11 protein-coding genes and 1 pseudogene are annotated in these 13,283 nt (G+C 52.9%); 11 read left to right on the top strand and 1 reads right to left on the bottom strand.

What is annotated here, in order from left to right:
* The first annotated feature begins 51 nt into the window (after positions 1-51).
* The 10 genes and pseudogenes from ACO0LM_RS08365 (at position 52) to ACO0LM_RS08320 (ending at position 10,909) form a co-directional block, all read left to right on the top strand.
* Positions 52-2,445 carry a bifunctional salicylyl-CoA 5-hydroxylase/oxidoreductase gene (locus ACO0LM_RS08365; RefSeq protein ID WP_423036035.1) on the top strand — a complete coding sequence of 798 codons (2,394 nt, stop codon included), beginning with the start codon at positions 52-54 and terminating at the stop codon, positions 2,443-2,445.
* Between the two features lie 2 nt (positions 2,446-2,447).
* Entirely contained in the window at positions 2,448-3,230 is a 783-nt protein-coding gene (locus ACO0LM_RS08360; protein ID WP_423036033.1) for an SDR family NAD(P)-dependent oxidoreductase, read from the top strand.
* Positions 3,230-3,739 (top strand): annotated as a pseudogene (locus ACO0LM_RS08355) (MarR family winged helix-turn-helix transcriptional regulator); the annotation flags it as partial. The gene ACO0LM_RS08360 and the pseudogene ACO0LM_RS08355, both read left to right, overlap by 1 nt.
* Before the next feature lie 98 nt (positions 3,740-3,837).
* Positions 3,838-4,692, top strand: coding sequence for an enoyl-CoA hydratase family protein (locus ACO0LM_RS08350; RefSeq protein ID WP_423036031.1), 855 nt, complete (start codon positions 3,838-3,840; stop codon positions 4,690-4,692).
* 14 nt (positions 4,693-4,706) lie between these two features.
* Positions 4,707-5,888: an acyl-CoA dehydrogenase family protein gene (locus ACO0LM_RS08345; protein ID WP_423036362.1), complete on the top strand. Its 1,182-nt coding sequence runs from the start codon at positions 4,707-4,709 to the stop codon at positions 5,886-5,888.
* A gap of 6 nt (positions 5,889-5,894) precedes the next feature.
* Entirely contained in the window at positions 5,895-6,335 is a 441-nt protein-coding gene (locus tag ACO0LM_RS08340; RefSeq protein WP_423036029.1) for an acyl-CoA thioesterase, read from the top strand.
* Positions 6,336-6,416: 81 nt separating this feature from the next.
* Positions 6,417-6,815, top strand: a complete 399-nt coding sequence (locus ACO0LM_RS08335; protein WP_423036027.1) for a RidA family protein — start codon at positions 6,417-6,419, stop codon at positions 6,813-6,815.
* Positions 6,812-8,335: a 3-hydroxyacyl-CoA dehydrogenase gene (locus ACO0LM_RS08330; RefSeq protein WP_423036025.1), complete on the top strand. Its 1,524-nt coding sequence runs from the start codon at positions 6,812-6,814 to the stop codon at positions 8,333-8,335. The genes ACO0LM_RS08335 and ACO0LM_RS08330 overlap by 4 nt, the downstream gene beginning before the upstream one ends.
* A 135-nt stretch (positions 8,336-8,470) precedes the next feature.
* Complete coding sequence (locus ACO0LM_RS08325; RefSeq protein ID WP_305262009.1) at positions 8,471-9,646, top strand: acyl-CoA dehydrogenase; 1,176 nt, start codon at positions 8,471-8,473, stop codon at positions 9,644-9,646.
* A 471-nt stretch (positions 9,647-10,117) separates the two neighbouring features.
* Entirely contained in the window at positions 10,118-10,909 is a 792-nt protein-coding gene (locus ACO0LM_RS08320; RefSeq protein ID WP_423036023.1) for a potassium channel family protein, read from the top strand.
* Here ACO0LM_RS08320 and ACO0LM_RS08315 read toward each other — a convergent pair.
* The gene (locus tag ACO0LM_RS08315) at positions 10,899-12,545 is read right to left on the bottom strand and encodes an isovaleryl-CoA dehydrogenase (RefSeq protein WP_423036021.1); all 1,647 of its coding nucleotides are present in this window, start codon (positions 12,543-12,545) and stop codon (positions 10,899-10,901) included. The genes ACO0LM_RS08320 and ACO0LM_RS08315 overlap by 11 nt on opposite strands.
* A 100-nt stretch (positions 12,546-12,645) precedes the next feature.
* Here ACO0LM_RS08315 and ACO0LM_RS08310 point away from each other — a divergent pair, with 100 nt between their 5' ends.
* A complete protein-coding gene (locus tag ACO0LM_RS08310; protein WP_423036019.1) occupies positions 12,646-13,275 on the top strand; it encodes a TetR/AcrR family transcriptional regulator in 630 nt (209 codons plus the stop codon).
* Positions 13,276-13,283: the final 8 nt, after the last annotated feature.

Here is a 13,283-nt window from a genome sequence, read left to right as displayed (position 1 = left end):
ACAGTCAGCAATCAGCTTTATCTCAAATATTAAAATTTTCAAGGCATTTCCATGAATATCCTCTGCATCGGTGGTGGTCCGGCTGGCCTGTACTTCAGCCTGCTGATGAAAAAGCAAAACCCGGCTCATCAAATTACCATCGTCGAACGCAATCGCGCTTACGATACCTTTGGCTGGGGCGTGGTGTTTTCTGACCAGACTCTGGGGAATCTGGTGAATGCCGATGAACAGACTGCACGGTCCATCTTGCAATCATTCAATCACTGGGATGATATTGATACCCATTTCAAGGGCCAGGTTGTCACCTCGGGCGGTCATGGTTTTTGTGGCATAGGTCGCAAACGGTTGCTGAATATTTTGCAAGAACGTTGTGAAGAACTGGATGTGAAGCTGGTGTTTGAAACCGATGTGACCGACGACCAGGCACTGGCACTGGAATATGATGCTGACCTGGTTATCGCATGCGATGGCTTGAACAGCCGTGTACGCACACGCTATGAGCAAAGCTATCAACCCGATATGGATACACGCAAATGTCGCTTTGTCTGGCTGGGTACCAAAAAACTGTTTTCGGCTTTCACCTTCGCTTTTGAAGAAACCGAACATGGCTGGTTCCAGGCGCATGCCTATCAATATGATGGCGATACCGCGACCTTTATTGTCGAAACCCCGGAAGAAACCTGGGAAAAAGCTGGCATAGATAAAATGAACCAGGAAGAGGCCATTGCCTTTTGTGAAAAGCTGTTCGCCAAATACCTGGATGGTAATGCCCTGATGTCGAATGCCACGCATTTGCGGGGCTCGGCCAACTGGATCAAGTTTCCGCGCATTATCTGCAAGAACTGGGTGCACTGGAACCAGTTGAATGGCAAGCGTGTACCGGTAGTTCTGATGGGCGACGCTGCCCACACGGCGCATTTCTCCATAGGTTCCGGTACCAAGCTGGCACTCGAAGATGCGATAGAACTGGCGCGCAGTTTTGAAAAACATGGCACGAAAGGGATGGACGCCTTGCTGGAAGCTTATCAGGACTTGCGTTCTATTGAAGTCTTGAAGATACAAAGCGCCGCCCGCAATTCCATGGAATGGTTTGAAAACGTCCAACGTTATACCGCCATGGAAGCGCCGCAGTTTGCCTATTCCATGCTGACACGCAGCCAGCGTTTGTCGCATGAAAACCTGCGCGTCAGGGATGCGGCTTATGTACGCAGTTTTGAACACTGGATAGCCGAACAAGCCTATGCCAAAGCAGGCTTGCCTGTGCCCAGGACCAAGACAGAAATTCCCCCAATGCTGACGCCGTACAAGTTGCGTGACGTCGTGTTGAAAAACCGCATCGTTGTGTCACCGATGGCGCAATATTCTGCGACTGATGGTGTAGCGGGAGATTATCATCTTGTGCATCTGGGCAGCCGTGCCATGGGCGGTGCCGGCCTGGTGTTTGCCGAGATGACCTGCGTATCTGCCGATGCGCGCATCACACCCGCTTGCCCCGGCCTGTATGCGCCTGAACATACGCAGGCCTGGAAACGCATCGTCGATTTTGTCCATGCCAATACGGATGCCAGGATCGCTATCCAGCTTGGCCATGCCGGAGCCAAAGGTTCTACCTGCGTAGCCTGGGAAGGAACAGACCAGCCCCTCAAAGAAGGTAACTGGCCGCTGGTGTCTGCGTCTGAACAAGAATACCTGCCTGGCATTTCGCAACGTGCGCGTGCAGCCACAACGGCAGACATGCAGCGTATCCAGAATGATTTTGTGCAGGCGAGCATAGCAGCGGAAGAGGCAGGCTTTGACTGGCTGGAACTGCATTGCGCCCATGGTTATCTGTTATCAAGTTTCATTTCGCCACTGACCAATCAGCGTGAAGATGAATATGGCGGTTCACTGGAAAACCGTTGCCGTTTCCCCTTGCAGGTGTTTGCTGCCCTACGCGCCGCCTGGCCAGCGCAGAAACCCATCTCTGTACGCATTTCTGCACATGACTGGGTAGAGGGCGGTATTACACCTGATGATGCAGTCGCCATTGCCAGGCTGTTCAAGGCTGCCGGTGCCGACATGATAGATTGTTCTTCTGGACAGGTCAGCAAGCAGGAAAAGCCTGTGTATGGCCGCATGTTCCAGACCCCATTTGCTGATCGCATACGCAACGAAGCACAAATCCCCACGATTGCCGTCGGTGCGATTTTTGAAGCTGATCATGCGAATAGCATCATCGCCGCTGGCCGCGCTGATCTGTGCGCCATTGCCAGGCCGCATCTGGCAGACCCTGCCTGGACCTTGCATGAAGCAGCCAGGCTGGGCTTTGCTGACATGCCCTGGCCCAAACAATATGTCGCTGGAAAAATGCAACTGGAACGTAATCTGGAACGTGAAAGACAGGTCGCAGCAGCCAGCGCTGGTTTGACGCCGCAGCAAGTTGCTGCCAAGTTGCTGGAAGGATGAGCATGACAACGTATCAAGGACGATTGCAAGGCAGGCATGCGCTGGTTACTGGCGGTGGCAAAGGTATAGGCCTGGCGATAGCACAAGCCTTATTGAGTGAAGGGGCAACAGTGACGCTGGCAGGTCGCAGCGAAGCGACCTTGCAGGAGGCTGTGGCTTCCTTGGCTAGTTCCAAAGTGCAGTACGTGGTCATGGATGTCAGCGATGTGGAATCAGTGCAAACAGCTTTCCAGCTATCGCAGGGCAGGGATGGACGTATCGATATCCTCATCAACAATGCCGGGCAAGCCAGTTCTGCCTCTTTCCTGAAAACTGATGCCAGGCTATGGAAAAACATGATGGATGTGAACCTGAACGGCAGTTTCATTTGCATGCAACAAGCTTTGCCCGCCATGCTGGAAGCAGGCTGGGGGCGTATCGTGAATGTGGCGAGTACCGCAGGGCTGAAGGCTTATGCCTATGTCTCTGCCTACTGCGCTGCCAAGCATGCAGTGATTGGCCTGACACGGGCAGTAGCGCTGGAAGTCGCGGCCAAAGGCGTGACCGTGAATGCGGTTTGCCCTGGTTACACCGAGACCGATATCGTCAAGGATGCAATCGCCAATATCGTTGCCAAAACTGGCCGCACTGCAGAACAGGCGAAAGCTGAACTGGCCGCCGGCAATCCGCAAAAGCGTCTGGTACAACCACAAGAGGTGGCAGATGCGGTGCTGTGGCTATGCATGGATAGTGCATCGGCAATGAATGGGCAATCCATTGCTGTCGCTGGTGGCGAAGTGATGTGATGAAATCTGATGAACAGGTAAAAGCAGGTATGAAAGAAGACAGTAACCCCGTGTACGACATGGAAAGTCGTCTGACGCAAGATGACCATCAGTCCTTGCGCCTGTGGCTGCGCATGTTGTCTTGCACCGTGATGATAGAAGGTGAAATCCGTGGCCGCTTGCGCAGCGAGTTTGGTATTACCTTGCCGCGCTTTGACCTGATGGCGCAACTGGAACGACATCCCGAAGGTTTGCGCATGGGCGAATTATCCAAACGCATGATGGTCACCGGCGGCAATATCACCGGCATCACCGATCAGCTTGAGCAAGAAAAACTGGTGACTCGCGTCGCCGACCTGAAAGATCGCCGTGCTTACAGCGTCAAGCTGACACCCGCCGGTCGCCGCGCCTTCAAGCGCATGGCAGCCGTGCATGAGGCATGGATCGCCGATATGTTTTCCGGCTTGCAGACGGAACAGAAAAGTAAGCTATTTGAATTATTGTCGCAAGTGAAAACCCACTTGCATGCGCCTGGCGTTGACAGTAATACGGAAAAAAGCGCAGGCAACCGCGCAGACAACAACATAGACACCATCACAGACGACAAGCTTTCGCAGGAGCAATCAACATGAAATACCTACCCGGTCAGCCCCAGGATTTGCCTGGTAATCGCCAGCAACTGACAGACTATATAGCGCAGCATTTTACCTATGCCGTAGAGACTGGCGTTGCCACCATCATCCTGAACCGGCCCGAACGCAAAAACCCGCTAACCTTTGATTCTTATGCAGAGCTGCGCGACCTGTTCCGCACTTTGTCTTATGCAGATGATGTCAAGGCCATCGTCATTACCGGTGCAGGTGAAAATTTTTGCTCAGGTGGTGACGTGCATGAAATCATAGGTCCCCTGACAAAACTGGATATGCCAGGGCTGCTAAGTTTTACCCGTATGACGGGTGATCTCGTCAAGGCCATGCGTGCCTGTCCGCAACCGATCATTGCAGCAATTGATGGCGTATGTGCCGGGGCAGGTGCCATCCTGGCGCTGGCTTCGGATATACGTATAGGTACGACGCGCAGCAAAACTGCCTTCCTGTTCACCCGCGTTGGTCTGGCGGGTTGCGACATGGGGGCCTGCTCCATCCTGCCGCGCATCATAGGGCAGGGACGGGCTGCCGATTTACTGTACAGCGGGCGTTCCATGTCGGGTGATGAGGCAGAACGCTGGGGCTTTTTCAATCGCCTGGCGGCACCAGAAGATGTGCAGGCAGAAGCGCAGGCGTATGCAAGAAACCTGGCGGAAGGCCCTAGTTTTGCCCATGGCATGACCAAGAAAATGCTGCAGCAGGAATGGAATATGGGTGTCGATGAAGCGATAGAGGCTGAAGCACAGGCACAGGCGATATGCATGATGACCAATGATTTTCATCGTGCCTACCATGCCTTCGTTGCCAAACAAAAACCAGTGTTTGAAGGGGATTGAGCATGACGCATATGATGTCTGATACCAGCTACCTCGATTGGCCCTTCTTTGATGACAAACACCGCGAGTTACAACGCACACTGGATGCCTGGGCTGCAGAAAACCTGCCTGATCATCATGGCGCTGATGTTGATCAGGCTTGCTGCGATCTGGTAAAACTGCTCGGTGCGGCTGGCTGGCTCAAAAACGCCATCGGCGGCAGCGCCTACGGTGGTAGTGCCGATGTCATCGATACCCGGGCTATTTGCCTGATACGCGAAACCCTGGCGCGCCATTCTGGCCTGGCGGATTTTGCCTTTGCCATGCAGGGCCTGGGTTCAGGTGCCATCAGCCTGCATGGCACGCAAGTGCAAAAACAAAATTATCTTACCAAGGTAGCCAAAGGCGAGGCGATTGCCGCTTTCGCACTGTCTGAACCTGAAGCGGGTTCTGATGTGGCGGCCATGCAATGTGCAGCAGAGTTTGTTGCTGATGCAGATGGCGGCCATTATGTCCTGAACGGTGAAAAAACCTGGATTTCCAATGGCGGCATTGCCGATTTTTATGTGCTGTTTGCCCGCACTGGCGAAGCGCCGGGTGCACGCGGCATCACTGCCTTTATCGTCGATGCCGGTTTGCCGGGCTTTGAGATTGCCGAACGTATCGATGTGATTGCCCCGCACCCATTGGCTCGCTTGAAGTTCAGCAATTGTCGTGTACCGGCTGCGCAGCGACTGGGTGAAGCAGGGCAGGGCTTCAAGGTGGCGATGGCGACTTTGGATATCTTCCGCACTTCTGTCGCGGGAGCGGCGCTGGGTTTTGCCCGGCGCGCCATGGATGAAGCCATGCATAGAGTGACGACACGCAAAATGTTTGGGCAGACCCTGGCCGACTTTCAATTGACCCAGGCCAAACTGGCGCAGATGGCTACCACCATAGACAGTTCAGCCCTGCTGATATACCGCGCTGCATGGCAAAGAGACCAGGGCAAGAAAGTCACCAAAGAAGCTGCCATGGCAAAACTGACTGCGACCGAAGGCGCGCAGCAAGTGATCGATGCGGCTCTGCAAATGTTTGGCGGTCTGGGTGTGGTTTCAGAAGTCCCTGTAGAACGCCTGTATCGTGAAATCCGTTCCCTGCGTATTTATGAGGGAGCAACAGAAGTGCAGCAATTGATTATTGGCCGCGAATTATTGAAGGAATTCGCCGCAACATGAGCTTTCATGATGATTTTTACGACTGAATTGCCCATACGCTTTGCCCATTGTGACCCGGCGGGTATCGTGTTTTATCCGCGCTATTTTGAAATGATGAATGGCGTGGTGGAAGACTGGTGCGCACAGGGATTGGGCTGTAGTTTCCATGAAATGCATATGTTGCGTGGCATAGGTTTGCCGACGGTACACCTGGAAACAGATTTCCTCAAACCTGCACAACTGGGTGAAATCTTACAGGCAGAATTGACTGTGTTGAAGCTGGGTAATACATCGGTAGAGATACAGCTGTGTTTTAGCGGTCAGCAGCAGGATGCGCGTCTGAAAGCCCGTCTGGTTCTGGTCATGATGGACCTGACATTGCGCCAGGCCATAGCCATCCCGGATGAATTGCGTGCTGCCATGTTGCATTATTGTGCTGCTAAAGATGAAAAGCTTGCTTCAGCTTAAGCAGATAAGCCCGGTTTGAGATATAAATAACAGACTTTTTGTGTTGAAAAGCATGAAAAGTCATTGTTGAAAGGATTGACGATGGATATTTTGCAACCCCAGGGTTGGGCCAAGCCTCGCGGCTATTCCAATGGTGTTGTGGCCAGTGGCCGTACTGTGTGTGTCAGCGGCATGATAGGCTGGGATGCGCAATGCGTATTTCATTCTGATGATTTTGCCACCCAGGTCAGACAGGCTTTGCAGAATATTGTTGAGGTTCTGGCCGAGGCTGATGCCGGTCCTGAACATATAGTACGCATGACCTGGTATGTAGTGGATAAAAAAGAATACGTCGGCGCCTACAAGGAAGTGGGTGAAGCATACCGCGCTATCATAGGCCGTCATTTCCCGGCCATGACTGCAGTGCAGGTAGCTGCCCTGATCGAAGACAGGGCGAAGGTTGAAATAGAAGTCACCGCCATCGTGCCGGAGCGAATATGAAAGCAAGCATAGGTGTAGTTGGTATCGTTGGTGCAGGCGCAATGGGTCGTGGTATCGGCCAGATTGCAGCCCAGGCCGGCTTTGCTGTTCTTTTGTTCGACGTACAGCCTGATGCTGCACGTAAAGCCAACCAGTTGATTGCTGAGCAATGGCAAAAAATGCTGAACAAGGAAAAACTCACCGAAGAAGAATACCAGGATGCACTGGAAAACCTGCAAGTCGTTGATGACATGCAGGAACTGGCTGATTGCGATCTGATCGTGGAAGCCATTGTCGAAAAGCTGGATGCCAAGCGCGGCTTGTTCCAGCAATTGGATGGTATTGTCAGTGATGCCTGCATACTGGCGACAAATACGTCGTCTTTATCCGTCACTGCCATTGCGGCGGGCAGCAAAATACCCGAGCGCGTGGCTGGCCTGCATTTTTTTAATCCTGTGCCACTGATGAAAGTGGTGGAAGTCATTGATGGCTTGTTGACGAGTGCCGATGTGGCCGGGCAACTCATGGCATTTGCCAGTCGCACCGGGCATTTGCCGGTACGTGCCAGGGATACACCTGGCTTTATCGTCAATCATGCCGGTCGCGCTTATGGTACCGAGGCCCTGCGTATCCTGCAAGAAAATGTCGCCACTTTCCGCCAGATCGACCAGATCATGCGCGAAGCCGCTGGCTTCAAGCTGGGACCATTTGAATTGATGGACCTGACCGGGCTGGATGTATCGCATCCGGTGATGGAAGCAATTTATCACCAGTATTATGAAGAGCCACGCTATCGACCCAGCGTCATCACTGCACAGCGTGTACACGCCGGTGTGCTTGGACGTAAAACCGGACGTGGATTTTATTCTTACAGTACTGAGAATACGCTGCCAGCGCCAGTTGAAAACTATCCGGCATGGACTGACACCGTCTGGATCAGCCAGGCCAACCCGGATGCCGTGCCTGCATTGACTGCCTTGTTTGAACGTTGTGGCGCAAGCGTGGAAACAGGCGCGCAGCCGTCGGACACTGCCTTGTGCATCGTCAGCCCGTATGGCACAGATGTCAGCAGCAGTGTTGCCAGTGAAGGTCTGGATGCCCGCCGCACGCTGGGCATTGATGCCTTGCTGGTTTGCGAAGGGCATTTGACCCTGATGACCAACCCGGCTACGGATGCGCTTATTGCTGCGCGCTGCCAGTCATTGTTATTAGGCAGTGGACAAGGTGTCAGCCTGATACAGGACAGCAGTGGCTTCGTGGTGCAGCGCATGCTGGCATGCATCATCAATATTGCCAGCGATATCGTGCAGCAGGGTATTTGCAGCCCGCAAGATCTGGATAGAGCCGTCACTTTGGGCCTGGCTTATCCGGTGGGGCCACTGGCGTGGGGTGATAAACTGGGTGCTTCGCGTATACTAGGCATTTTGCGAAATTTGTTGAGCAGCACAGGTGATCCACGCTATCGTCCCAGCCCATGGCTGGTACGCCGGGCGCAACTGGGTTTGTCGCTATTGCATACTGAAAAACACACGGCAAATTAAAATAAACCTGCATGGCACCATATAACTGAATGGTGCGATCGCGGGTAAATAAAAGTTATACATAAAAGTAATTTATAAAAGTAATGTATAAAAGTAATACATACAAAAACTAATTCATACAATCAGGAGAAACAGATGGCCAAGGCTGTATTTAGTTGGGAAGATCCCTTGTTATTGTCTTCACAGTTGAGCGACGAAGAGCGCATGGTGCAGGATGCCGCGCGCGTCTATTGTGAAGAAAAGCTGACGCCACGCGTACTGGAAGCTTTCCGTCATGAAAAAACGGATCCCGCCATTTTCCGCGAAATGGGTGAGCTTGGCCTCTTGGGTTCCATGATCCCCACGCAATATGGTGGTGCCGGTTTGAACTATGTATGCTATGGCCTGGTGGCACGTGAAGTGGAACGTGTGGATTCTGGCTACCGTTCCATGATGAGTGTGCAAAGCTCTCTGGTCATGGTACCCATCAATGAATTCGGCAGCGAAGCACAAAAACAAAAATACCTGCCCAAGCTGGCTACGGGCGAATGGATAGGCTGCTTTGGCCTGACCGAACCGAATCATGGTTCTGACCCTGGCAGTATGGTCACCCGTGCCAAGACCGTACCGGGCGGCTATTCCCTCAGTGGTGCCAAGATGTGGATCACCAATAGCCCTATCGCTGATGTTTTCGTGGTCTGGGCAAAAACCGATGATGGCCGTATTCGTGGCTTTATCCTGGAAAAAGGCTGGAAAGGCCTGACAGCACCGGCCATTCATGGCAAGGTTGGCTTGCGTGCTTCCATCACTGGCGAAATCGTCATGGATGAAGTATTCGTACCCGAAGAAAACCTGATGCCACATGTGGAAGGTTTGAAAGGCCCGTTCACCTGCCTGAATTCAGCCCGTTACGGTATTGCCTGGGGTGCTTTGGGTGCAGCAGAATTCTGCTGGCATACTGCACGCCAGTACACCATGGACCGCCTGCAATTCGGCCGCCCGCTGGCCGCCAATCAACTGGTACAGAAAAAACTGGCTGATATGCAGACCGAAATCACGCTGGCCCTGCAAGGCTGCCTGCGTCTGGGACGCATGAAGGATGAAGGTACGGCTGCGGTGGAAATCACTTCCATCATGAAACGTAATTCCTGCGGCAAATCACTGGACATCGCCCGTACAGCGCGCGATATGCTGGGTGGCAACGGTATTTCCGATGAATTTGGCATTGCCCGTCACCTGGTGAATCTGGAAGTCGTGAATACCTATGAAGGTACACATGATATCCATGCCCTGATTTTGGGACGTGCGCAGACGGGTATTGCTGCTTTCTAAGAACCTGCTTACGATCTTACTGCGCGAGCGCGATTGTAGTCCACGCGGGGCTCATGTGCTGCTCAAAATGCTCATGGTCTTAAGTACATTCCGCTTTTTGCGCTGCGTTTTTGTTACCCTTACTCCCGCTGACGCTCGCTCGCTACAGATCGTAAACAGGTTCTAAACTGCGCATTCAAAACTGACTTCAATCATCTGTCAATTCAAATAACCGCCACCCTGGTCATCTGACCGGGCGGCGGTGTCAACTGGGGCAGGGCTGCGTGCGGCCATCGCCTTTCCTTCATTTGCATAGAATTTGCGCAATCACAAGATGGTGCATGCCTGCTTCGTTGAAGATAAAGCCAATCAACAATAGAGTGGGCAAGGTCTGTGCTGAATAGCCAGGGAAGGCATGGCTTGCTACCGCAACATTCAATGATCTCCGGAGCAGAATATGAAATCGAAACGGATGTTTTTGGCGATTGGCCGATGAAATTTCCCGTTACTCAGCGTTTCTGGACCTGGTTTACTCGTCCCCTGTTGCTGGTAGGTCTATTATTGACCATACCGGCTTTTTACCTTTTGCTGGGTGGAATGGTCCCCGCTGCGCATACCGCCGGACAGGTTTTATACGGCGTTGCCGCATTGATCATGGCAGTTGATACTGCCATGCAATGGCAAAAGCATAAGCATATGAAGCGGCGCAGAGGCAAGCTGTTGCTGGATGTATTGATTATTGTGGGCAGCCTGCTCAGCGCCGTTCCTGAGGATGAAAACTGGGGGACGCTGGAATGGCTATTGCGCCTGGCTTTGTGCGCCGCGATCTTGCTTCGCCTGGCTACCTTGGTGCTGCAGAATATGAAGCCAAGTCACCTGGTACAGATGATAGGCCTGGCAATACTGATGTTGAGTACGGCAGGCGCGGGCTTTTATTGGCTGGAACCAAATGTCCATAGTTATGCCAACGGTGTCTGGCTGGCATTCACGACGATTGCTACTGTGGGCTATGGTGATATCGTCCCCTCGACACCCGCGTCCAAGATATTTGCGGTCTTTATCGTTTTACTGGGTTATGCCATGTTTTCGATTGTGACTGCGAATATCGCTGCACTTTTTGTCGAAGAAGAGGAGGCGAATCTGGAGCGGCAATTGCATGCGGATATACGCGCCCTCAGCCGGGAAGTTGCTGCACTGAGGGAAGAGTTAAGGGGCCGCGATCATTTATTCATGCAATATGAAAGAGCAAAGAAAGAAGGGCACGACCAGCAGATCAGTTTGTGAACGCATTGGCGATGATGCTTTCCTGTAATGCAGCCGGTATGCCGCTATCCAGGCCGCCATATATCCTGCCATTACTTCCATCCAGCCGGCTACGCACAAATGCGCAGGCACTATCAGGCTGGGCATGTTCACACATGAGAAAAGCCTGGGCGGTCAGCACCAGCTTTTGCGCAATGCGACGGGCGCTCATTTCTTTCAGTTCTGCCGGCATCAATAAATCGGCTTGCAATTCTCGCGTCATCGGTTGTACTTCTGGTGCCGGTGACCCCGCCCATTGTTGCAGCAGCAATTGCATACCCACAGGATCGCGTTCCATGGCCCGCAATACGTCAAGGCACATCACATTGCCCGAGCCTTCCCAGATGGAATTGACCGGCGCTTCGCGATACAGGCGGGCCATGGGGCCGCTTTCCACATAGCCGTTGCCACCCCAGACTTCCATGCATTCACCAGTGAATTCCAGGGTACGCTTGCAGATCCAGAATTTGGCGGCAGGTGTCACTATGCGTCTCCAGGCGCGTTGCAATGGGTCATCGGCGTTGTCCAGCGTTGCTGCCAGATGCAGCATCAGGCGGGTGGCAGCTTCGCTTTCCATTGCCATATCGGCCAGGACATTGCGCATCAGTGCCTGCTCGACCAGTTTCTTGCCAAAGGCATGGCGATGGCGTGCATGATGTATCGCTTGCACCAGCGCCTGGCGCATCAGCGCAGCGCTGCCAATCACGCAATCAAGACGCGTCAGGTTGGCCATTTCTATGATGGTGGGGATGCCCCGGCCCTCGTTGCCGACCAGGATGCCGTAGGCATCCTGAAATTCCACTTCGCTGCTGGAATTGGATTTGTTACCCAGCTTATCCTTCAGTCTTTGTACCATGACAGCATTCTTGCTGCCATCTGGTCGCCAACGCGGCACAAAGAAACAGGATAAACCTGCCTCGGTGGCCGCCAGCACCAGATGGGCGTCGCACATGGGGGCAGAAAAAAACCATTTGTGGCCAGTGATGACATAGTCAGCGCCACGCCCGCCAGCACCGATGGCGATTGCTGTGGTGGTATTGGTGCGGACGTCCGAGCCACCTTGTTTTTCCGTCATGCCCATGCCTATCAGCATCGATGTCTTGTCGGCGATGGGTAGGTCACGGGCATCATGTTCATTCGAGTACAGTTTGTCCTTTAAGCTGGCGAACAGGCGTGCTTCATTTTGCAGCACAGGTATCGAAGCAAAGGTCATGGTGGTCGGGCATAGGGAACCTGACTCCACCTGTGCTTGCATGAAATAGCCAGCGGCTCTTGCAACATGGGCACCCGGGCGAGGTGTACGCCAGGGGCTGGCATGCAGGCCCTGTTTGCGCAACAAGCCCAGCAAATGGTGCCAACTGGGGTGGAAATCGACGCGGTCTATGCGTTTGCCATGACGGTCATGGGTATGCAATTCAGGCAGATGGGTATTTGCCAGTGCACCCAGTTCCAGCACTTCACGGCTACCCAGCTCTTGCCCGGCTTCCCGCAGGGCCGATTGATGCCAGCCTGCCTGGTAATGACTGCTGCTTGTCATTAGAACAGTATCACTAGAGAAAATATTGTAGTCTTGCAGGTCTGGAACCTGATTGCTGATTTCGTGAGTTTGCCATTGCATATGCGCCTCGTTATTTTATTGAGCTCTATTAGTGTAGCGTGATGTTTGCGTTCAGATGTTCGCCTTTCCAACCACGTCGTCAAACGGTAAATAAAAACAGATGACAGAGATTGCCAGCCCATTGAAATTAAGGCGCAAGCCGGTTCAGCAACGGTCCAGAATGACGCAAGTGGCCATTCAGGATGCCTTTGTTCGGCTTTTGGTTGAAAAAAACTATGCCGACCTGACCATGCGCGATATTGCTTTGGTGGCAGGGGTAGGGCTGGGTACCTTATATGAATATTTCCCCGGAAAAAAATCCATTGCTGCACATTGCATCCATGAACGCTTCAAAAATATAGGTACGCAAATGCGTCTGTGGATAGACTTGCAACGCGGCCAGCGCCTGCCAGACCTGGTGCAGTTCATGATAGAAAAAATCATACAACTGCATGCAGAGAAAACCGATGAATGGTCTGCCCTGATTTTTCTGGAGCGGCAAATATCCGACATCCGGGCCTATAGCATCCTGTACGGCCAGATCGTGGCTATCTGGGAACAGGCTTTTGCTGCCAGTAGTGACCGCGCCAACTACCTGAAGGCTAGCCCGGAAGTGGTGCATGCTGCCATTTACGGTGTGTTGTATCAAACCCTGATGTTGTCCCCGCAAAGCCTGCAGGATGCTGATTTTCGCGTACATATGAAAAACTTGGTGCTCGGATATCTGCAAATCAGTGGTCAGTCAGCCTGAATAAGGTA

Origin of the sequence: Undibacterium sp. Di26W, assembly GCF_049340265.1 — a bacterium.
Classification (GTDB): Bacteria; Pseudomonadota; Gammaproteobacteria; order Burkholderiales; family Burkholderiaceae_D; genus Undibacterium.
The sequence above is the reverse complement of the archived record's forward strand: the minus strand, read 5'-3'. Positions and strand labels throughout refer to the sequence as shown.

Coding starts and splice junctions, on each gene's coding strand:
- ACO0LM_RS08365 (WP_423036035.1), top strand. CDS start 52: ATGAATATCCTCTGCATCGGTGGTGGTCCGGCTGGCCTGTACTTCAGC.
- ACO0LM_RS08360 (WP_423036033.1), top strand. CDS start 2,448: ATGACAACGTATCAAGGACGATTGCAAGGCAGGCATGCGCTGGTTACT.
- ACO0LM_RS08350 (WP_423036031.1), top strand. CDS start 3,838: ATGAAATACCTACCCGGTCAGCCCCAGGATTTGCCTGGTAATCGCCAG.
- ACO0LM_RS08345 (WP_423036362.1), top strand. CDS start 4,707: ATGTCTGATACCAGCTACCTCGATTGGCCCTTCTTTGATGACAAACAC.
- ACO0LM_RS08340 (WP_423036029.1), top strand. CDS start 5,895: ATGATGATTTTTACGACTGAATTGCCCATACGCTTTGCCCATTGTGAC.
- ACO0LM_RS08335 (WP_423036027.1), top strand. CDS start 6,417: ATGGATATTTTGCAACCCCAGGGTTGGGCCAAGCCTCGCGGCTATTCC.
- ACO0LM_RS08330 (WP_423036025.1), top strand. CDS start 6,812: ATGAAAGCAAGCATAGGTGTAGTTGGTATCGTTGGTGCAGGCGCAATG.
- ACO0LM_RS08325 (WP_305262009.1), top strand. CDS start 8,471: ATGGCCAAGGCTGTATTTAGTTGGGAAGATCCCTTGTTATTGTCTTCA.
- ACO0LM_RS08320 (WP_423036023.1), top strand. CDS start 10,118: ATGAAATTTCCCGTTACTCAGCGTTTCTGGACCTGGTTTACTCGTCCC.
- ACO0LM_RS08315 (WP_423036021.1), bottom strand. CDS start 12,545: ATGCAATGGCAAACTCACGAAATCAGCAATCAGGTTCCAGACCTGCAA.
- ACO0LM_RS08310 (WP_423036019.1), top strand. CDS start 12,646: ATGACAGAGATTGCCAGCCCATTGAAATTAAGGCGCAAGCCGGTTCAG.